At 62.6% G+C, this 19,521-nt stretch carries 13 protein-coding genes and 1 pseudogene; 5 read left to right on the top strand and 9 right to left on the bottom strand.

What is annotated here, in order from left to right; translation table 11 throughout:
- The first annotated feature begins 105 nt into the window (after positions 1-105).
- From zwf to eda, 5 genes are all read left to right on the top strand, one after another.
- On the top strand, positions 106-1,677 hold the full coding sequence (gene zwf / locus ACVOLL_RS06375; protein ID WP_481512133.1) for a glucose-6-phosphate dehydrogenase: 1,572 nt from the start codon (positions 106-108) through the stop codon (positions 1,675-1,677).
- Positions 1,674-2,681 carry a glucokinase gene (gene glk, locus ACVOLL_RS06370; protein WP_481512132.1) on the top strand — a complete coding sequence of 336 codons (1,008 nt, stop codon included), beginning with the start codon at positions 1,674-1,676 and terminating at the stop codon, positions 2,679-2,681. The genes zwf and glk overlap by 4 nt, the downstream gene beginning before the upstream one ends.
- Positions 2,678-3,397: a 6-phosphogluconolactonase gene (pgl, locus tag ACVOLL_RS06365; protein ID WP_481512131.1), complete on the top strand. Its 720-nt coding sequence runs from the start codon at positions 2,678-2,680 to the stop codon at positions 3,395-3,397. Before glk ends, pgl begins: the two co-directional genes overlap by 4 nt.
- A 141-nt stretch (positions 3,398-3,538) precedes the next feature.
- On the top strand, positions 3,539-5,449 hold the full coding sequence (gene edd / locus ACVOLL_RS06360; RefSeq protein WP_481512130.1) for a phosphogluconate dehydratase: 1,911 nt from the start codon (positions 3,539-3,541) through the stop codon (positions 5,447-5,449).
- 38 nt (positions 5,450-5,487) lie between these two features.
- Positions 5,488-6,147 carry a bifunctional 4-hydroxy-2-oxoglutarate aldolase/2-dehydro-3-deoxy-phosphogluconate aldolase gene (eda, locus tag ACVOLL_RS06355; RefSeq protein ID WP_481512129.1) on the top strand — a complete coding sequence of 220 codons (660 nt, stop codon included), beginning with the start codon at positions 5,488-5,490 and terminating at the stop codon, positions 6,145-6,147.
- A gap of 317 nt (positions 6,148-6,464) precedes the next feature.
- On the opposite strand, the gene ACVOLL_RS06350 is transcribed toward eda, so the two are convergent.
- The 9 genes and pseudogenes from ACVOLL_RS06350 to ACVOLL_RS06310 all read right to left on the bottom strand — a co-directional run bounded on the left by ACVOLL_RS06350 (position 6,465) and on the right by ACVOLL_RS06310 (position 19,283).
- Positions 6,465-9,614 carry a discoidin domain-containing protein gene (locus tag ACVOLL_RS06350; protein WP_481512147.1) on the bottom strand — a complete coding sequence of 1,050 codons (3,150 nt, stop codon included), beginning with the start codon at positions 9,612-9,614 and terminating at the stop codon, positions 6,465-6,467.
- A 132-nt stretch (positions 9,615-9,746) separates the two neighbouring features.
- Complete coding sequence (locus ACVOLL_RS06345; RefSeq protein WP_481512128.1) at positions 9,747-10,598, bottom strand: carbohydrate ABC transporter permease; 852 nt, start codon at positions 10,596-10,598, stop codon at positions 9,747-9,749.
- Positions 10,595-11,476, bottom strand: a complete 882-nt coding sequence (locus ACVOLL_RS06340) for a carbohydrate ABC transporter permease (protein WP_481512127.1) — start codon at positions 11,474-11,476, stop codon at positions 10,595-10,597. The genes ACVOLL_RS06345 and ACVOLL_RS06340 overlap by 4 nt, the downstream gene beginning before the upstream one ends.
- Positions 11,473-12,747, bottom strand: coding sequence for a sugar ABC transporter substrate-binding protein (locus tag ACVOLL_RS06335; protein ID WP_481512146.1), 1,275 nt, complete (start codon positions 12,745-12,747; stop codon positions 11,473-11,475). The genes ACVOLL_RS06340 and ACVOLL_RS06335 overlap by 4 nt, the downstream gene beginning before the upstream one ends.
- A 13-nt stretch (positions 12,748-12,760) precedes the next feature.
- Positions 12,761-14,293: a glucoamylase family protein gene (locus ACVOLL_RS06330; RefSeq protein ID WP_481512145.1), complete on the bottom strand. Its 1,533-nt coding sequence runs from the start codon at positions 14,291-14,293 to the stop codon at positions 12,761-12,763.
- A gap of 202 nt (positions 14,294-14,495) precedes the next feature.
- A pseudogene (locus tag ACVOLL_RS06325) lies at positions 14,496-17,467 on the bottom strand (TonB-dependent receptor).
- A 77-nt stretch (positions 17,468-17,544) separates the two neighbouring features.
- Entirely contained in the window at positions 17,545-18,564 is a 1,020-nt protein-coding gene (locus tag ACVOLL_RS06320) for a LacI family DNA-binding transcriptional regulator (RefSeq protein WP_481512126.1), read from the bottom strand.
- A 144-nt stretch (positions 18,565-18,708) separates the two neighbouring features.
- Positions 18,709-18,987: a BolA family protein gene (locus ACVOLL_RS06315; protein ID WP_481512125.1), complete on the bottom strand. Its 279-nt coding sequence runs from the start codon at positions 18,985-18,987 to the stop codon at positions 18,709-18,711.
- Entirely contained in the window at positions 18,984-19,283 is a 300-nt protein-coding gene (locus ACVOLL_RS06310; RefSeq protein WP_481512124.1) for a YciI family protein, read from the bottom strand. Before ACVOLL_RS06310 ends, ACVOLL_RS06315 begins: the two co-directional genes overlap by 4 nt.
- Positions 19,284-19,521: the final 238 nt, after the last annotated feature.

Raw genomic sequence — 19,521 nt, 5'->3', positions numbered from 1 at the left:
CATCCGAAACATTGTGCACGGTAAGCATATTCATATGGCACCATCACAGTCGCTCTTACATGGCACCTGCGCTCCGCTGCACGGACCTGCTTCCGCCTTCGCGGCATGCTGCATTGCACAAGCACAGGTTGCCCACGCCCGCCCCCTCGCGCCGATGGACGCGGACGTCCCAATCGCGGCGCAGGCCTTGAAGACGAACAATTGACAACGATGTCATCCGCACCCGAAACTCGTGCCATGCACGACACCCTCTTCCTGTTCGGTGCCACAGGCGATCTGGCCCAGCGTTATCTGTTCCCGTCCCTGCTACGCCTGCTTGGCGACGGTCTGCTCCCTGAAGATTTCCGCGTGCGTGCACTGGCTTTGTCGCCGCATGACACCGAGAAATTCCGCGACCTCCTGCGTCCGCGTCTGGAAGCAGCCATGCCGCATGCCAGCCAGGATGACATCGGCAACCTGCTCAACCGCATCGACTACCGCTCGGTGGACCTGCGCAATGCCGAGTCGGTCGCCGAGGCCGTCAAGGATCTGGTACACCGCAAGTGCGTCAGCTATCTGGCAATCCCACCGGGTCTGTACATCTCCACCTGCGAAGGCCTGGCACTGGGCGGCGCCCTGGCTGCGCCCAACCGGCTGATGCTGGAAAAGCCGATCGGTTCGGACAGCGACAGCGCTGAGGAGATCCTGCAGTCGATCGGCAAGTTGATCGACGAAGACCGCGTGTTCCGCCTGGACCACTACCTGGGCAAGGCGCCGGTACAGAACCTGATGGCGCTGCGCTTCGGCAACACCTTGCTGGAAGCGGTATGGAACCGTAACTACATCGCCTCGGTGCACATCCTGGTTGCCGAAAGCGACGGCGTGGATGGCCGTGACTCCTATTACTCGCGCTCCGGCGCCCTGCGTGACATGGTGCAGAGCCATATCCTGCAGCTGCTGTGCCTGGTGGCGATGGAGCCGCCGGCGTCGCTGGAAGCCGACCGCATCCGCGACGAGAAGGTCAAGGTGCTGCGCGCCCTGCGCCCGCTCGACGCCAAACACGCGGCCAAGGACAGCGTGCGCGGTCGCTACACCGCCGGCACCATCAACGGCCAGCCGGCGCAGGCCTATCAGCCGCCGGAAGGCAGCGAGGCCGAAACATTTGTCGGCGTCACCGCGCATATCGACAACTGGCGCTGGGCCGGTGTGCCGTTCCATCTGGTTACCGGCAAGCGCCTGCCCGAGCGCACCACCCGCATCGAGGTCAACCTCAAGCCGGTGACGCATTGGTTGTTCGAGCGCCCCGACCGCAAAAACGCCACCCCCAACCGCCTGACCTTCCAGCTGCAGCCGCAGGAGAACATCCAGCTCGGCTTGATGAGCTCGCTGGCTGGCCCGGAATGGGGCGCGCTGGAACTGCAACCGCTTGAACTGGAACTCTCGGTCCCGACCGGCCTGCACCGTCGTATCGCCTACGAACGTCTGTTCCTGGACGCCTTCAACGGCAACCACGCACTGTTCGTGCGCGATGACGAAGTGCGCGCCGCCTGGGCATGGATCGACAGCGTCAGCGATGCCTGGAAGGCTGCCGACCTGCCGATGGAACCCTACCCGGCCGGTGGCTGGGGCCCGCAGTTGGCACAGGACTTCCTGCCCGAATCCATTGCCGCTGAAGCAGGCCCGGAGCAGGGGCTGTGAGCCCCAGCGCTGACCTGGTACTGGTAGCGGATATTGGTGGCACCAACGCGCGCTTCGCGCTGGCAGACCGTTCCGCCGCCACCCCGCTGGATCAGGGCAGCATCGACGAATATCCGGTGGCGCAGTTCGCGTCACTGGCCGATGCCGCCGCGCACTACCTGCAGCAACGTGGTGCGAGCGCCACCAGCGGCGTGTTCGCGGTAGCCGGCCGGGTCGACGGTGACGAAGCGCGCATCACCAATCACCCCTGGGTCATCTCGCGTTCGCGCACCGCCGAGCAGCTCGGTTTCGAACAGTTGCACCTGATCAATGACTTCGTCGCCCAGGCCATGTCGATTGCCCTGCTCGGGGTTGACGATGTGGTGCAGGTCGGCGGAGCTGGCTGGCAACCCGCCGCCGAAGGCGAATCGCGCAACTACTGCGTGCTAGGCCCCGGCACCGGCCTGGGTGTTGGCGGGCTGGTGGTACGCGATGGTCGCAACTACCCGCTGGCCACCGAAGGCGGCCATGCCAGCTTTGCACCGAACTCGCCGGAACAGATCCGCATCCTGGAAATCCTCTCGGCGCAGTTCGGCCGGGTGTCCAACGAACGCCTGGTCTGCGGTCCCGGCCTGGTCAACATCCATCGCGCCATCTGCGAGATGGCGGGCACCGATCCGGGCCTTCTGCAACCAGCAGAGGTCAGCGCACGCGCTGCCGAAGGCGATGTACTGGCGACTCGCGCGGTTGAAGTGTTCCTTGAAATATTCGGCGCAGTCGCCGGCGACGCGGTGCTGGTACAAGGCGCCTGGGACGGCGTGTTCCTGACCGGTGGACTGGTACCGCGCCTGCTGCAGCAACTGCAGCATTCCGGTTTCCGCCAACGGTTTGAAAGCAAGGGACGCTTCTCCGCGACGATGTCGCAGATCCCGTCGATGGCCATCACCCATCCCTGCCCCGGCTTGCTGGGCGCCACTGCGTATGCGCTGGACATGCAGCGCGCCAACTCTGGAGTTACCGCATGAACGCCGCTGTTTCCGACCGCATCACACTTGTCCGCCATGCTGACGAAGAGGCCTGGACCGAAAGTGTCGCCAAGGAAATGGCAGCACTGTTGAGCGCGGAAATCGAGCAGCGCGGGCGCGCCCGCATGCTGCTGTCCGGCGGCACCACGCCGGCTCCCATCTACGAACTATTGTCCGACCAGGGCCTGGAATGGGCGCGGGTTGAAGTTGGCCTGGCCGACGAACGCTGGCTCTCGCCGCAGGACAAGGACAGCAACGCCTGGCTGGTACGCGACAGCTTCCTGCGCCATGCCGAAGGTGCGCATTTTGATCCGCTGGTACGCGTTGGCCTGCCCATCGCCGAATGCGTGCACACCGCCAACCTGCTCGCCACCCATTCGCAGCCGGCCTGTCTGGTCGTGCTGGGCATGGGCAACGACGGCCATACCGCCTCGTTGTTCCCGGGCTCGCCCGATCTGCCGCAGGCACTGCAGAGCAAGCATCCTTATGCGGCATTGGATGCCACCGGCTGCCCGGTCGCCAAACACTGGTCTTTGCGCATCACCTTGACCCCGCACGGCTTGGCTTTGGCCAACCAGCGCCTGCTGTTGCTGCGCGGCAAGCAGAAGCTGGAGGTGCTCGAAGCCGCACTCGCATCCGGCGACGTGCATACCTACCCGATCCTTGCTGCGATCAATGCGCCCGGCAACAAGCTGCGCGTGCATTGGTGCCCTTGAGCGGGGAGTAGCGCATCGGGGACAAGAAATGGACCTGGCCCGCCGCTCGCATGAGCTGCAGGCGGAACTTTTCGAGGCACCAGAACCCGAAGCCCACCGCTCTCCTTGCTGCACCCTCTTCCTCATTCCAGCCATAGAGCCATGCATCCGAAAATCCAAGCCATCACCGATCGCATCCGCCAGCGCAGCGCCCCGTCGCGCGCGGCTTATCTGGCCGGGATTGATGCCGCGCTGCGCGAAGGCCCGTTCCGCTCACGTCTGAGCTGCGGCAATCTGGCCCACGCCTATGCGGCTTGCGGGCCTACCGATAAGGACCGTCTGCGCGGTGCTGTGACGCCCAATCTGGGCATCATCACCTCGTACAACGACATGTTGTCGGCGCACCAGCCGTTCGAGCATTACCCGACGCTGATCCGCGACGCTGCCCGCGAGCTGGGCGCGACCGCGCAGGTTGCAGGCGCAGTGCCTGCGATGTGCGACGGCGTTACCCAGGGCCGTGGCGGTATGGAGCTGTCGTTGTTCTCGCGCGACGTGATTGCCCAGGCAACCGCGATCGGCCTCAGCCATGACATGTTCGACGCCACCATCTATCTGGGCGTGTGCGACAAGATCGTGCCAGGCCTGCTGATCGGCGCCCTTGCCTTTGGTCACCTGCCGGCAGTGTTTGTACCGGCCGGGCCGATGACCCCGGGCATCCCGAACAAGAAGAAGGCCGAAGTCCGCGAGCGCTATGCTGCTGGCGAAGCCACCCGCGAAGAACTGCTGGAAGCCGAATCGGCTTCGTACCACGGCCCGGGCACCTGCACCTTCTACGGCACCGCCAATTCCAACCAGGTGCTGTTGGAAGCGATGGGCGTGCAGCTGCCAGGCGCTTCGTTCGTCAACCCTGAGCTGCCGCTGCGCGATGCATTGACCCGCGCCGCTACTGCACGCGTGTTGGAAATCAGCGCGCTGGGCAATGACTTCCGTCCGTTCGGCCGCGTGATTGACGAGCGCGCCATCGTCAACGCCGTGGTCGCACTGATGGCCACTGGTGGCTCCACCAACCACACCATCCACTGGATCGCAGTCGCACGTGCCGCCGGCATCGTGTTGACCTGGGACGACATGGACGAGCTGTCGCAGATCGTGCCGCTGCTGGCCCGCGTCTACCCCAACGGCGAAGCCGACGTGAACCGCTTTGCAGCGGCCGGCGGCCCCGGCTTCGTGTTCCGCGAACTGATGGACGCTGGCCTGATGCATGCCGATGCGACCACGATCGCCGAAGGCGGTATGCGCGCCTTCGCCCAGGAACCGCGCCTGACCGACGGCAAGGTCAGCTACGTGCCCGCCGCTGAACTCAGCGGTGACGAAGAAGTGGTGCGCCCGGCCTCCAACCCATTCGAGGCGCAGGGCGGCCTGCGCCTGCTGCGCGGCAATATCGGCCGCTCGCTGATCAAGCTGTCGGCAGTAAAGGCGCAATACCGCACGATTGAAGCACCGGCCGTGGTCGTCGATGCGCCGCAGGTCTTGAACAAACTGCACGCCGCCGGCGCCCTGCCGCAGGACTTTGTGGCCGTGGTCCGCTATCAGGGCCCGCGCTCCAATGGCATGCCGGAACTGCATTCGCTGGCACCGCTGCTCGGCCTGCTGCAGAACCAGGGTCGACGCGTCGCATTGGTCACCGATGGTCGCCTCTCCGGCGCCTCCGGCAAGATCCCCGCCGCCATCCACGTTACTCCAGAAGCAGCACGCGGCGGCCCGATCGCACGCATCCGCGAGGGCGACATGATCCGCCTGGATGGTGAAGCCGGCACCTTGGAAGTACTGGTTGACGCCGCCGAGTGGGCTGCCCGTGGCATTGCCGCCAACACCGCACCGGCCGGCTCGGACATGGGTCGCAATCTGTTCGCGATGAACCGCCGCATCGTCGGCCCGGCCGATCAGGGCGCAATCTCGATTTCCTGCGGCCCGGCCCGTCCGGACGGCAGCCTGTGGGACTACGACGCCGAATACGAGCTCGGCCATGACCATGCCGCAGCCGCGGCCCCACACGAAGCCAACGACGCCTGAGATTCGGGATTCGCGAAGACGTTTTTCAAGAGGACACTATGAGCATTGCCCAATACCAGGACCGCGCCGAGCAGCTGTTGAGCGCCGCCGGCATCTTGCCAGTCGTTACCGTGCACACCCTCGACCAGGCGCGCGCCGTCAGCGCTGCCCTGCTCGAAGGCGGCCTGCCCGCGATAGAACTGACCCTGCGCACGCCGGTAGCAATGGAAGCGCTGGCCATGCTCAAGCGCGAACTGCCGGATGTGGTTGTAGGCGCCGGCACCGTGCTGACCATCGAGCAGATGCAGCGCTCCATCGATGCCGGTGCTGACTTCATCGTCACCCCAGGCACGCCGGCGCATATGGCCGATGCCTTGGCTGCCGCGCCGTTGCCGGTGGTTCCGGGTGCCGCTTCACCGACCGAACTGCTGGAACTGGTCGCGCGCGGCTTCCGCATCTGCAAGCTGTTCCCGGCTACAGCCGTCGGCGGCCTGGCAATGATCAAGGGCGTTGCCGGCCCGATTCCGGAACTCAAGCTCTGCCCCACCGGTGGCATCACCGAAGCCACTGCAGGCGACTATCTGTCGCAGAAAAACGTGGTCTGCATCGGCGGCTCGTGGATGGTGCAGGACAGCTGGATCCGCAACGGCCAATGGGACGAAGTGAAGAAGTCCGCCGCCGCTGCCGCTGCCATCGTCAAACAGGCCCGCGCTGGCTGACGCAAATCAGCTTCTGGGTTGCGGTAGGAGCGGCGTCAGCCGCGAAGCCCACAGCAACCAAACCACCTGCGCCCAATCCCCAAGGCTTCGGTGCGGGTGTCGGTACTTGCGATGCGTCGCCCGTATGCATCATCAGCTTCGCGGCTGACGCCGCTCCTACATGCATTCACCGGGAAAGCTCCTGCCGAGCATGGCTCGGCACTACAGCCGGGCAAAGAGAGGCTGGTGCATTTGTTTTCTCAGATCCGACGGAAGTTCTTCCTCTCCCTCTCGTCGACTGGCCTGCGCCTCGGTATTCGAGGCGCAGTTTTTATTCCTCAACGCTTGCTGCGCTCACTACGGCGTAGCTCGGCAGGAATCTCGATTTCGACCTTGGCTGGCAGGCTGCTGATATGCAGCTCATTGCCCAGCCACTGCGCCGGTTCGCCATTGATGGTCGCCTCTCCCGGCGTGCCCTCATAAGGCCATTGCAGCAACAGCCCCGCCGCCGCCAAACGTAGTCCTTCAGATACCTGCAAGGTCAGCTGCTTGTCACTGCGCTGCAGCGCGTAGCTCAACATGCCGTGCGAGGTGTTCAAGTCCTCGATGGCGATGCCCTTGCCGGTCAACCATGCACTGGGCACACCCGCAGCCAACACGATCGGCCCATCCACATCACGCTCATAGGCGAACATATCCAAGGCCGAGCGAACGAAATCCGATGCCACCCAGGCATGCGGCAGGTCACCGACAAAGAACGGCTGGCGCGGCGTCGATGACACCACCTCGGCCCACTGATTCCACGCCGGCGGCGCACGGTCCTTGAAGAAGAACTCGGTAGCCTCCCAGGCCCGCGCACGCCAGCCAAGGCGTACGAAGGCACTCACGTTGCGCCACTCATAAGGCGTGTAGTCCTTCCATTGGCGCTTGCCATCGCGGCGCTCGACGAAGTGCTGCCAATAGCGCTCGAAGGTGTTGTCGAGGGCGGGCTGCGGCAACCTGCCCTGCTCGCCTCCCGGCGCCAGTGCAATCGTGGTCGAGGTGGCATCGAAGTCGCCCAACTCCACCGATCCGGGCAGATAGTCGATCTTGTGCGCCGCCATCGCCGCGCGCAGCGATTCATCCAGGTCCTGGCGGAACTGGTCGCGCGACGCGGCCATGGTCAGCGCTTCGGTTTCCAAGCCCAAAGCAGCCGCCATGTCGGCAGCGTCCTTGTAACCGCGCAACGCCCAGAAATTGTCCCAGTACGAATGCACCGGCTTGGCCGAATAGCCTTCGTGACTGATCGAGGCCGGCATCATTCCGTAGAAGCCTGCGTTGCGTGCACGGTTCTCCTCGGTGCGCTCGCTCAGCCGCAACTGCTCCATATAGCTCCATGCCTTCTGCACATGCGGCCACATCTGCTGCAGGAAGGCGGTGTCGCCAGTGTGCCGCCAGTATTCGGCGATGGTATAGATCAGTTCACCGTGGCTGTCGTTCTCCGGCACCGGATCGCTGCCGCGTGCATCCACGCAGCAAGGCACCATGCCGCTCTCGAATTGATATGGCGCATACCAATCCACGTACTGACGTACTGCATCGGCGCGCCCCATCCGCAACAAGCCCTCCGAGATCATCGCGCCGTCGCGGATCCAACTGCGTGCATAGGAACGCGTGCCCGGCTGCAGGCTCGGCCCAACCCGTGAGATCAGCATATGAGCGAGCGCAGTGCGCAGCATATTGGCCAACGGCTGGCCGGCCTCGGGCACGCGCAGCTTGAGCTGATCCAACTTCTGCCGCCACATCGTGGCGACCTGTTGCTGTGCCTTGTCGGCATCGAACCTGGCCGGCATCTGCCAATTGCCGGTCTGCGGCAGCACCAACACCACCTCCCGGCGTTGTCCCGGCTCCAGCTTCCAGTTGTAGACCAAGGCGCCCGATGCCAAGCCGGTGGCATCGCGAACTTCCTGCGTGATCGGCAAGTCCTTGTCAGCCAGGTGGGTGACAGCCAACTTGCTGTCGAAGCTGCTGGCAAAGCCCGCATCGGCCGGAAGCGACGTATACACGCGCGGCTGGCCGTTGACGCTTATCTGCCCGCTCCGCACCGTCAGATTGTCGATGCGGCTGACGCCACCGACGGTATTGAGGAACTGGCTGGGCGGATTGACCTGGAACGGCCGCACCGCAAGCGCCAAACGATACTCGTGCGCGACCTTGTCGGTGTTGTGCAGCTCATAGCGTGCCACCAGCTGTGCCTGGTCCGGCCGCCCCTGCACGAAGCCCGTGACATTCAAACCGAAGTGATCGTGCTCCCAAGCCACCGACGGCATCGGCAGATAGCCGTCCTGCAGACTCTGGCTGGACTTCACCTCCGCCCAGCCGATCACCTTGCCATCGAGCACCACGAACGGCTCGATGCTGAAGCCACCCTTCATCGCCTCCAGTGCGCCGTCCTCGCTGATCAGCGCCTGCTCGCGGCCGCCATCCAGACCCAGAATGGTCCAGTACGGCTGCTCGCCACTGAAACCACGCGGCAAGGAGCCGCGCGGCAGATCGGTCGCAATAGAGCGGATGAAATCATTTGGCGTATTGGCAAACGACAAGGGCTTGAGGCTGATATCGCGGATGCCATAACGCCAGTTGGGGCCATCGACCAGATCAAAGCGCAGGTAACGCGCCTCGGTTTCCGGCAATGCCAGCCAATCCTTGCCACCGCTGCCGCTGGTGACTTCACGCAGCGTCTTCCAGTCACGCCCATCGGCGGACCCACGCACCACGTACCGACTTGCCTCCAGCCCGGGTGCCCATTGCACGACCGCACCGCCGAACTCGCGTACCTTGCCCAGGTCCAGGCTGACTGTCTGCTGCTTGATTCCGCCGCTGATCCACAACGTGTCCGGCTTGCCGTCGGCGATGCGCTGCTGCAGGGCAGTCGCCGTATCAGCGATCACCGTGGTGGTCAGCGCCGAGTTGTCTTCCTTGGGCAGCGGTTGCAGCGTCAGCTGGTCGAAGCAGACCGTGCCGCGGCCGCCGACCTTGCTGTAAATGGTGAACTCCACTGCCGCGCTACGGCGCAGTGTCTTGTCCTGGCCTGGCCCCCAGGCCTTCTCGATATGCCGCTTGCGATAGCTGATGCGGGTCCAGTTTTTTGGAAAGTTGAACCCCGGACGATTGACCCACCAGACGTTGTCGCCACTGGCGTCGACCAGCTTGAACTGCAGGTCATTGGCCGGCGAATCACCGCGCAGGTCGAACGACAGTTGGTAGTTCTCAGGCCAGGTCACGTCCAACGGACGACGGATGCCGACGTAGCCGGAAACTTCATGGAAGTCGTAGTCCAGGCACAGCGCGCGACCGTTGTTGCCGGCAACCGGGCGCAAGGAGCCGCTGACCTGCGGCGAGGTGATCAGCTGCCACGCGCCGATATCGTCGAACTTGGCGAGCACGGCGGCGCCGGCCGGTTGTACCCATGCCAGCAACAAGCCCAGCAGACTGATCACAGAACGCATTTTCATCAGCAAAATCCCGATTCGACACCAGCAAGCCGCACCTGCTGGATTTTCGCAAAGATCACCGCCATCCGCGGCGGTATGTTTCGTATGGAAGTGCGCTGTCGCGGCCCTTCTGCAAGCCCGCGTACTTCAGCCCTTGACGCTGCCCAGCAGCAGACCCTGGATGTAATAGCGCTGCAGCACCAGGAACAACAACAGCACCGGCAACACCGTGACCACCGCGCCGGCCATCATCATTTCCACATCCATGATGTGCTCGCGCGACAAGCTGGCCAGCGCCACAGGCAAGGTGTAGTGCTCCTGGTCGGTCAGCACGATCAACGGCCACATGAAATCGTTCCATGCCCCCATGAAGGTGAAGATCGCCAGGGTCACCAGCACCGGCTTGAGCATGGGCAGCACGATCTGGAAGAAGATCCGTGCCTCGCTGGCGCCGTCGATACGCGCCGCTTCCAGCAACTCATCAGGAATCGAGCGCGCGTATTGGCGCACCAGGAAGATACCGAACACGCTGGCCAGCGCCGGTACCACCACACCACCAAAGGTATTCACCAAACCCATCTGCTTCATCAGCAGGAACAGCGGCAGCATCGCTACCTGCGCCGGAATGACCAGCGCCGCCAGCAGCATCTGGAACAACCGCTCGCGACCGGCAAAGCGCAGCTTGGCAAAGGCATAGCCGGCCAAGGTGTTGAACAGTAGCGAGCCCAGGGTGATCGCAACCGACACCAGCAAGCTGTTGACGAAGTTGTTGCCCATGCCGGTGCGGGCGAACAAGGCCTGATAGTTGGCAAGCGTGGTGTGCGCCGGCAGCAACGGCGGCGGAAACTGCGATGCCTGCCCGCTGGGCATGAACGACACCGACAGCATCCATGCCAACGGCGCCAGGCTGATCACCGCCAACAGCAGCAGCCCGCCGTTCACCCACCACGCATGCCAACGCGACTGCCCAATCTCTCGGCTCGTACCAATCTGGCTCATACCAGCTCCCTGCGCTTACCGAAGCGCAACATCAACGTAGTCACCGCCAGAATGATCAGGAACAAGAGGAAGGCCACGGCCGAGGCCCGGCCAAGGTTCCACCACTTGAAGCCTTCCTCGAACATGAAATACAGCACGCTCACCGTACTTTGCAGCGGATCACCTCGGGTCATCACGTAGGGCTCGGCAAACAGCTGGAAGTAACCGGACACGGTGATCACACCGACCACCAGCAGCACCGGCCCCAGCATCGGCAAGGTGATGTGCAGGAACTGCTGCCAGCGCGAGGCGCCATCAATGCGCGCCGCCTCGTACAGGTCCTTGGGGATTGCCTGCAGGCCCGCCAGGAAGATCACCATGTTGTAGCCGAAGTTCTTCCACACCGCGAAGCCAATGATGGTCGGCATTGCCCAGTTCGGGTCGCCGAGCCAGTCGATCGGATTGATGCCGATCTGGCCCAGCCCCCAGTTCACCAACCCGTAGCGGGTGTGGAACAGATAACGCCAGATCACCGCCACCGCCACCAGCGTGGTCACCACCGGCGCAAACAACGCGGTGCGGAACAGCGCTTTGAAGCGCGCGGCCGGTGCGTTGAGCAGCAGCGCAGCACCCAGCGAAACACCTATCGACAAGGGCACGCCAGCCACCACGAAGTACGCGGTATTGCCCAGCGACTTCCAGAACATCGTTGTCTGCAGCAGGTCGATGTAGTTACCAAGGCCGGCGAAGCGCAGGTTGTGCGGGTCAGCCAAAGCGTAGAGATCAAAATCGGTCAGGCTCAAGGCCAGTGCCGACAACACCGGCAAGCCGAAGAACACGCCGATCACGATCAGCGCCGGTGCAGCGAATATCCAGCCAGCCAGCGAGCCGCGCTTCATGGCGCCGCCTTCGCAGCTGCGCCGGCCTGCTGCTCGACGATCCAACGGCGCTTGGCGAGGATGTCATCCACTTGCTGGTCCAGCTGTTCGACCGCCTTGTCCTGCGGCAAGCCGCCGCGCACCACCTGCTCGGTCACCACCCGCATCTGCTGGGCGATGCGCTCCCACTCCAATACCTTGGGCGTGGGCTTGACGCGTTCGAGCTGATCGGCGAATGCTGCAGTAAGCGGATCATCCTGCAGCTCCGGCGACTGCCAGGCGCTGCGCCGCGGCGGCAGGTCACCAATGATCTTGTAGAAGCGCTGCTGGATGGCTGGACGCGACAGGAACTCGATCAGCTTCCACGCTGCCTCTTTCTTCTGCGAAGAACGGAACACCACCAGACTGGTGCCGCCGGCGATGCCTGCACCCAATCCGTCAGGACCAGGCAGCGGCGTCGCGCCCCACTCGCCCTCCAGCGAGGCCGGTTGGCGTTGGCGGAACTCGCGGATATTCCATGGGCCCGACAGATAGAACGCGGTGAAACCGCGGAAGAACTCATCCCAAACGTTGGATATCTGGGTCTCGGACATCTTCGGCGCCCAGCCCTGCTCGAACATATTGTCGTAGAAGGCCAGCGTGCGGCGGAAACCGGGGCTGCGGAAGTTGCCGCGGGTATCGCCATCGCGCAACAGCGCATCATCCTGCTGCAAGGCGAATGACAGCTGCGGCTCGAACTCGTTCAAGGGCATCAGCACCGGGTAGCCACGCGTGCCCATGATCTTCTTCAGCGCCGCGTTCATCTGCTCCCATTCGGCCCAGGTCTTCGGCGGTTGCGAGTAACCGGCCTGACGCAATAGATCCTTGCGATAGAACAGCAGACGCGTATCTACATACCAAGGAATACCGACCAGCTGACCGTCGACGACATTGGTGTCCCAGATGCCGGCGAAGTAGTCAGACTGATCGATGACAGTGGACGTATCGACCAGTGGCTGCAGCGGCGTCAGTGACTGCAGGGTTGCGAACTCGGCGATCCAGGTATTGCCCAGCTGACAGACATCGGGAAGTCCGTCAGCCGCATAAGCCGTCAACAACTTCTCGTGCGCTGCGGTCCACGGAATATTCTGTACATCGACACGAATGCCCGGGTTCTCCGCCTCGAACTCGCGGACCAGCTCGCCGACCACCTCGGCCTCGCGGCCCATCGCCCAGAACCGCAAGGTAGTGCCCCGCTCCGGCTTGGCGCAGCCTGCGAGCAGCACCAACAACACGATGGCCAGCGCGCGGATCATTGGTCGCACATCACTGCTTCTTGGCCGCAGGTGCTGCCGGCTGTTCGCTGGCGGCCTTCTGCTCTGCTGCAGCTGAAGCGCGTGACTCGGCAATACCGGCTGCCCGCGCCGAAGCGGCCTGCTCGTCCTTCTGCAACGGCTGGAAACTGTCTTCCGGTGCCAACCAACCGCCAGTGAACCCCGCCCGCTCCAAGCCCTTGCGGATGTAGGGGTTCTTTTTCATCACCTCCCACACGAACTCATCGCGGTAGTTGGCGATGCCGGCGAGGATCGGGCCCTGATCAATGGCGATGTAATCACTGGCCACCCAGCCGCGCTCCGGAATCAGACGACCGGTCTTGAGCGGGATGTCGTAGCTGAAGCTCGGGTTGAAGGAATCCAGGAAGCCGTAGCTCGAGTACAGGTAATCGCCGTAGCGCTTGTGCATTTCCACCGTGGCCGGAATCACAACCTCCGGCGCGAACGGCAGCGAGGAGATCGCGGCCGAAGGCACGATGGTGCCGTCATCGAAGTTCTCGCGCAGGCCAGCCCCGCGTGCCGAGTAGTGGCGGAACTGGCGCTGTTCGCCCTTGTAATCCTGGGTGGTGTTCTGCGGGCCATCGCCTGCGGTCAAACCCCAGACATTGGCGCTGTAGTCCTTCCACTGCATCGGATTTTCAATCGCATACTCGCGCTGCGCCAGGGTCGCGCGGCGACTATTGAGGAAGTAGTCGATGCCGCGCTCGCGCATGTACGGGTCCTGGATATCGCGGAAGTCGATCCAGACATGGCTGTACTGATGGCCAAACAGTGGCCCGAACGACAGGTATTCCTGGCCTTGGTACACCCCCCAATCGTTGTCATAGGTGCGCGTCCATACCGTCCACGCATCGGGCTCGACCGGATGTGTCGGCGAACCCAGCGCAAGCACGTACAGCATCATCGCCTCGTTGTAGCCCATCCAGTCGTGCTGGATGAAGCCGCTCTCCGGGAACCAACCCATCGACACCAACGGCTTGTTGCGTTGCAGCCACTGCCAGTCCGTGCGCTTGTAGATCGTGTCGGCAATCTGCCGGATCTCCTTTTCACGCGGATCGTCCTGGTCGTAATAACTCTGTGCAAACAGCACGCCCATCAACAGCAGCGCGGTATCCACGCTGGAGAGTTCCACCCAGCTGTCATAGCGGCGGCCCTGCTGCATGTCGAGGAAGTGGTAGTAAAAGCCCTTGTAAGCCCCTTTGCCGGTGCGCTGCGGACCGCTGGGCAGGTCGCGGAAGAACTTCAACGTGACCAGCGTGCGCTCCACCGCCTGGTTGCGGCTTACCCAGCCGTTCTCGATACCGATCGGATAGGACGTCAGCGCAAAACCCACCGAAGCGATGCTGGCAAACGGCCGCGACGGATAGCGATCCGGCGTCAGCCCGTTCTGTTCGTTGGTGGTATCCCAGAAGAACTGGAAAGTACGCCGCTCGATGTCGTCGAACAACGGCGGCAGTTCCGGCTTCATCGGCCGCGGCGGCAGGTCCGCCTCAACCAGGATCACCTGCGGCAATACCTTCGGCATCGGCGGCTCCGGCGCCTTGCCACAGCCCCCCAACAACGCCAGCCCGATACCGGCGAGAACACAGGCCAACAACTGCGAGGTACGTGACTTGCTCAAGGCGACATCCATCTAGAGAACACAGCAGCACATTCACGGAGCAAAGGCGTGCTGCATATAGGAAAGGTCCCGGCCTTCGATCATGAGGTGACCGGGACCCATACGTTTACCAATCCAAGCCAAACGACAGCTTGACCGTCCGCGTGGGAAGCAGCTGTTCAGTAGTCCTGGGATCAGCGTCACCCGGGGCGCGGAACCAGCGCGGATAGTTGTAATTGACCCAATCGAACAGGTTCAACACATCAAGACGCACCTTCAAGCCCAGATCCGTACCAGTGTCCCAGCGTTTCTGCAGGGCCACGTCGAAGGATTTGTAGCCCAGTGTGTTCTTGGGCACTACCTGATCCTGCTCGTCACAGATGTCCCATCCAGACGAACAATTCGTGCCATACCAAGGCGTCGGAGTGGCCAGAGTAAGCTTGCCAGAAGCGGTGATGCCAAAGCCGACGTCACCTACGCCGGTCAACACCAGGCGATGCTTGGGAACACCGCCCGCGCGGCTCCAGCCGTAACCGGCCAAGCTCGGGTAGTGCAACGCATAGTGTTCGCCTGACTCCCGATTCTCCTCGGCATCGGTATACGTATAAGCCAACGTCGCCCCCATCGCGAGGCGTTGGTATACGGTTTCTCCAAGCTGACCAACAGCGAGTTGGCGCGTGTCTCCAGCCCATTCATGCCAAGGATCAAGCTGTTGTTCCCCGGCACACCGGCCCCCCAGGGAATGCTCAAGGTCCCGGGATTGTGGAAGCTGCCATCAGGATTGCGGTTGCCAAGCATGTAGACGAAACCGTCCTTGCTCACCACCCTGGAAATTGCAACCGACGAATTCCACTCCTGGCCCCACAGCTCAAAAATATCCCTGATACCGATGCTGAACTGATCCGAGTACGGTGACTTCAGGTCATTGCGCAGCATCGTGATTTCGCGACCGGGCGTTGCACTGGCCAAGGCCGCAAGCGCGCCAGGCTGGAGATAGGAAGGATCCCAAGCCAAACAGTTGCCGACACCAACCGCACACGGATGTGCTGCCGTATTGAAGTTCAGTTCGTTCTCCGGGAATGACTGTTTGTTGCGCTCCAGCGACAACCAGTCAAACAGGTTCCGATCATAGGAACGGCCGGCACCGCCGAACACCACGTGGCGTTGGTCGCCAGTCAAATCGTAGGAAAAACCGACTCTTGGCTGCCAGGCCCTCTTGAAGTCACTTCGGTTGGAGCCCGTGGCAATGTAATCGCCCAGATTGATACCACCCAGTGCCAGCGTCTGCGCATAGGTCTGCACGCCATTACCACGTGGATCGACCGCATTCAACGCCGCCAGTGTCGCTGCCGGTGTCTGGTAATCGGTGTAGGCGGGATTGCGCTCGTAGTCCCAGCGCAGGCCAAGATTGAGCAGCAATCGATCCGTCACCTGCCAATCATCCTGCAGGTAAATACCGAGCTGCTTTGCATTGGTCTTGAGCGTGCCATCGCCAATCCCTGCAAACGCACCGCCAAACGTCACGTGATACGGGACGTTGAGCTCCCCTGCCCTGACGTCATAGTGAAACTGCGGGTTGTAGAAACTGCGCTCGGTAACACTCAGATCCACGTCCTTGTACTTGAAACCCATCTTTACGGTGTGATCTTCCCAACCGCTGAACGTCAGATCATTCTGCAAGGCCAAACCTTTCTGCCCCTTGTCCTGGAAGTCGCCGCCCGAGCCTGCCTGCAACACCACATCACGCCAGTTGGAACCATCCACCAGAATGTAGCCGGGGCCAATGCTGCGCGGACGCGGCCCCCATGAGGTGTCCTCGTAGGTGATATGAGCGTCGTTCAACCAGTCGCCGAAGGTAAGCTGGTAGCGCAGATCGAGCCGATCATCGGTATTTTCCCGATCCGTGCCATGTTCGAAGGAATTGCTACCGCCAGCGGCGATCTCAGCTACTTCGTCGCGGCGTTTGGCAGTCAGTTCGACGAGATGATTGTCTCCCGGCTGCCAGCTCAACTTGCCGAAATACAGATCTTCCTTGAACTGCTGGCTGCCTGGCAGCAACAGATCCTGGAACTGTGCGGGAAGGGTAGCGGCGCTGTAGCCACGACCAGGCGTCATCGTATAGGGACGCATCTGCTCCTTCGATTCATAGGTAACGAAGAAGTGCAGCCTGTCCTTCACGATCGGGCCGCCCCAAGCAGCGCCATAGTGTTCTTCCGAAAAATCAGTCTCCGGGCTACCAGCGCGCTCTGCCAACGTCTTGCTGCGCCAGTTGTTGGTGAACCGATCCCAGAAAAAACTCCCCTTGAATTCGTTGGTACCGCTTTTGGTCACCGCCACGACCGCTGCACTGCTGATCTGATCGTACTCAGCCTTGTAGTTCGAGGTGATCACCTTGTACTCGCCAATCGCCAGCTGCGGGAACGGGTTGCCGGACGATGTGTCCTGACCGCTTACGCCACCTTGCAGGACATAGTTCTTCTGACCAACGCCATCAATGAATACATTGATGTTGTTTGCACTCTGGGCACCACCACGCAGGCTGGTAAAACCACTGTTGTCCTGGGTGAACTGCATGCCTGGGACCGTGTCGGCAAAGGCCAGGAAGTTACGCGTCCCTTGCGGCAAGGCTTCGATCTGCTTGCTGCTGATATAGGTCGCGATCTCTGATGTGCGGGTCTCTACCGCCGATTGCGCGGTTACCTGCACGGCATCCAGGGTAGTGGCCGGGCCGCTGGCTGTTTCCGCCACGCCGCCAACCCCCAGATTGACCGTGGCCGTCTGCCCTACCTGAACCGTGATGTTCTGAGTGCTGGTCTTGCCGCCAGCTCTCACATCGATCCGATAGGTACCCGGCGGCAAACCGGCCAACGAATAGGTGCCACTGCCGTTGCTTTGCACGCTGCGGCTCAGACCCGTAGCGATATTCGTCGCGGTGACCTGCGCCTGCGCGGCAGGGCTCGAGTCAGCCATCACCTGACCACGAATGGTGGCACTGGTGCTTTGCGCGAACACGGGTGCAGCACCCAACAGCAGGCAACCGACAAGCGCGCTACTGAGTAGCTTGCGCGTTGGCGTGAATTTCCGAGCATTCTTGTTCATTTTCGTCCTCTCCCAAGGCGGCGGCACCTGGCCGCGAAGAACATGTATGTGAGTAAGCGTCCCGGTCTATCGCCGGGTTAAAGGAAGTCGCAGGCGGTGGTTGAGTCACGTACCACCAAGGTCGGAACCAGCGTTACAGCGGGCGTTGCCTGCGCCTCACCGCTATCGATCATCTGCACCAACTGCAGCATCGCCCGCTCGCCCAACTCGGCGATGCTCACCTGCATCGTCGTCAAAGCAGGGTGAACAAATCGCGCCAAAGGAATGTCGTCGAAGCCGGCCAGCGCCACTTGCGCGGGCACTTTCACCTCGGCCTGCGAGAACGCATACAGGCAGCCCAAGGCCATCATGTCGTTGGCGGCGAACACCGCATCGGGCAGCTCAGAGCCTGCCAACAGCGCCAAACCAGCCTGATGACCGGAGGCTTCGTCGAAATTGCCAGGCAGCTCGATGGCTTCGACCTTGCCGTCGAATGCCGCCATCGCCTCGCGGAAACCCAGCAGGCGCTGCTGCGCATCGTGGTTGTGTTCCGGACCGCCGATAAAGGCGATACGGCGATGCCCGCCTTCAAGCAGGTACCGGGTCATACTCAGCGCACCGGCATGGTCATCGATGCTGAAGACCGGGTACTGCGAGTCAGCCAAAGGCGTATTGATCAACACCGTAGGCAGCGCGGGCGGCAGATTGTCGACCAGGAAATCGGAATCGCCCGCATAGGGCGATAGCACCAACAGACCATCAACGCGTCCGCGCATGGCCTGCAGCACCGAACCTTGTTGTTGTTGGTCGCCGTGATAGCTGGACACCAGCAGATGCCGACGATGGGCGCTTGCCACACCGTCGATGCCACGCATAAGCTCAGAGAAGAACTCGCCGTACAGGTCGGGAAGCACCACACCAACTGTCTGGGTACTGCGGCTGCTCAGGCTGCGGGCGGCCGCGTGCGGGGTGTAACGCAGCCGACTGGCCACTTCCAACACCAGCTTGCGCACTGGCGCGGCGACGTTGTCATGGCCGTTGAGGGCGCGTGACACGGTTGCGACGGAGACATTCGCCTCACGAGCAACATCCTTGATCGTTATTGCCGACTTCGCCACTGACCTACCCACCGCAGTACAGGGTCGGGCGGACTGTAAACGTTTTCAATCGCATTTGTAAACAGTTCGTTAGCCCGACTTGACCCGCTTGGACAACGCCTGTCCCGGCAGCTTCCACAAGAGCCTTGCAGTGTCCCACCCCGCTCAGCCGGCCCCAACCAGTTCCTGCGGCGTCAGCGCCTTGATGGACAGCGCATGGATATCTGTCTCCATCATCTCGCCGAGCGCGGCGTATACCGCCCGATGCCGGGCAAGCGGTGGCTTGCCAGCGAAAGCCTCGCTGACCACCATGACCTTGAAGTGGCCGCGCCCATCGCTCGCGCCGGCATGGCCGGCATGACGGTGGCTGTCATCCTTCACTTCCAACTGCTGCGGCGCAAAAGCGGCCTGCAGGGCCGCCTGGATCCGTTCGACCCGGCTCACGGCAGCACCTTGCGGAACGGGCGCACTTCCACGCGGGCATAAACGCCTGCAGCCACGTACGGATCAGCATCGGCCCAGGCCCTCGCAGCAGTCAGGTCCTCAAAGTTGGCGATCACCACACTGCCGCTGAAACCGGCCGGACCGGGGTCTTCCGCGTCAATTGCAGGACAGGGGCCAGCCAAAAGTAGTCGCCCTTGGTCAAGCAGTGTCTGCAAGCGCGCCAGGTGCGCCGCCCGCGCCTGCAGCCGCGCCGCCAGCACATCCGCCCCGTCATAGCCTTCAATTACGTACCACACTGGCCTTTCTCCGCTTGTCTGCTGAATGGAAGGATGCCAAGTCTAGCGCCACAAGGCTGGACAGCGCCCTGCCCGGGCGATTACTCTTTAGTCCATTGCACGCAGTCGGCCAGTAGCCGCTCGGTGCGGTGGCAGGCCCAGACCTTCCACCCAACCACCGCAGCACATCACTTCCCGGACCGCGTAGACGACCTCCTCGTAATGACGTCACCGCTGATCCTGCGGCGCGTCTTGTTGT

This window comes from Stenotrophomonas sp. STEN035 (assembly GCF_056759935.1).
This window is presented reverse-complemented; position numbering and strand designations above follow the sequence as displayed.

Excerpts from the sequence above, each read along its gene's own strand:
- zwf (WP_481512133.1), top strand. The coding sequence starts at position 106 with ATGCTGCATTGCACAAGCACAGGTTGCCCACGCCCGCCCCCTCGCGCC.
- pgl (WP_481512131.1), top strand. The coding sequence starts at position 2,678 with ATGAACGCCGCTGTTTCCGACCGCATCACACTTGTCCGCCATGCTGAC.
- edd (WP_481512130.1), top strand. The coding sequence starts at position 3,539 with ATGCATCCGAAAATCCAAGCCATCACCGATCGCATCCGCCAGCGCAGC.
- eda (WP_481512129.1), top strand. The coding sequence starts at position 5,488 with ATGAGCATTGCCCAATACCAGGACCGCGCCGAGCAGCTGTTGAGCGCC.
- ACVOLL_RS06350 (WP_481512147.1), bottom strand. The coding sequence starts at position 9,614 with ATGCGTTCTGTGATCAGTCTGCTGGGCTTGTTGCTGGCATGGGTACAA.
- ACVOLL_RS06345 (WP_481512128.1), bottom strand. The coding sequence starts at position 10,598 with ATGAGCCAGATTGGTACGAGCCGAGAGATTGGGCAGTCGCGTTGGCAT.
- ACVOLL_RS06340 (WP_481512127.1), bottom strand. The coding sequence starts at position 11,476 with ATGAAGCGCGGCTCGCTGGCTGGCTGGATATTCGCTGCACCGGCGCTG.
- ACVOLL_RS06330 (WP_481512145.1), bottom strand. The coding sequence starts at position 14,293 with ATGCCGAAGGTATTGCCGCAGGTGATCCTGGTTGAGGCGGACCTGCCG.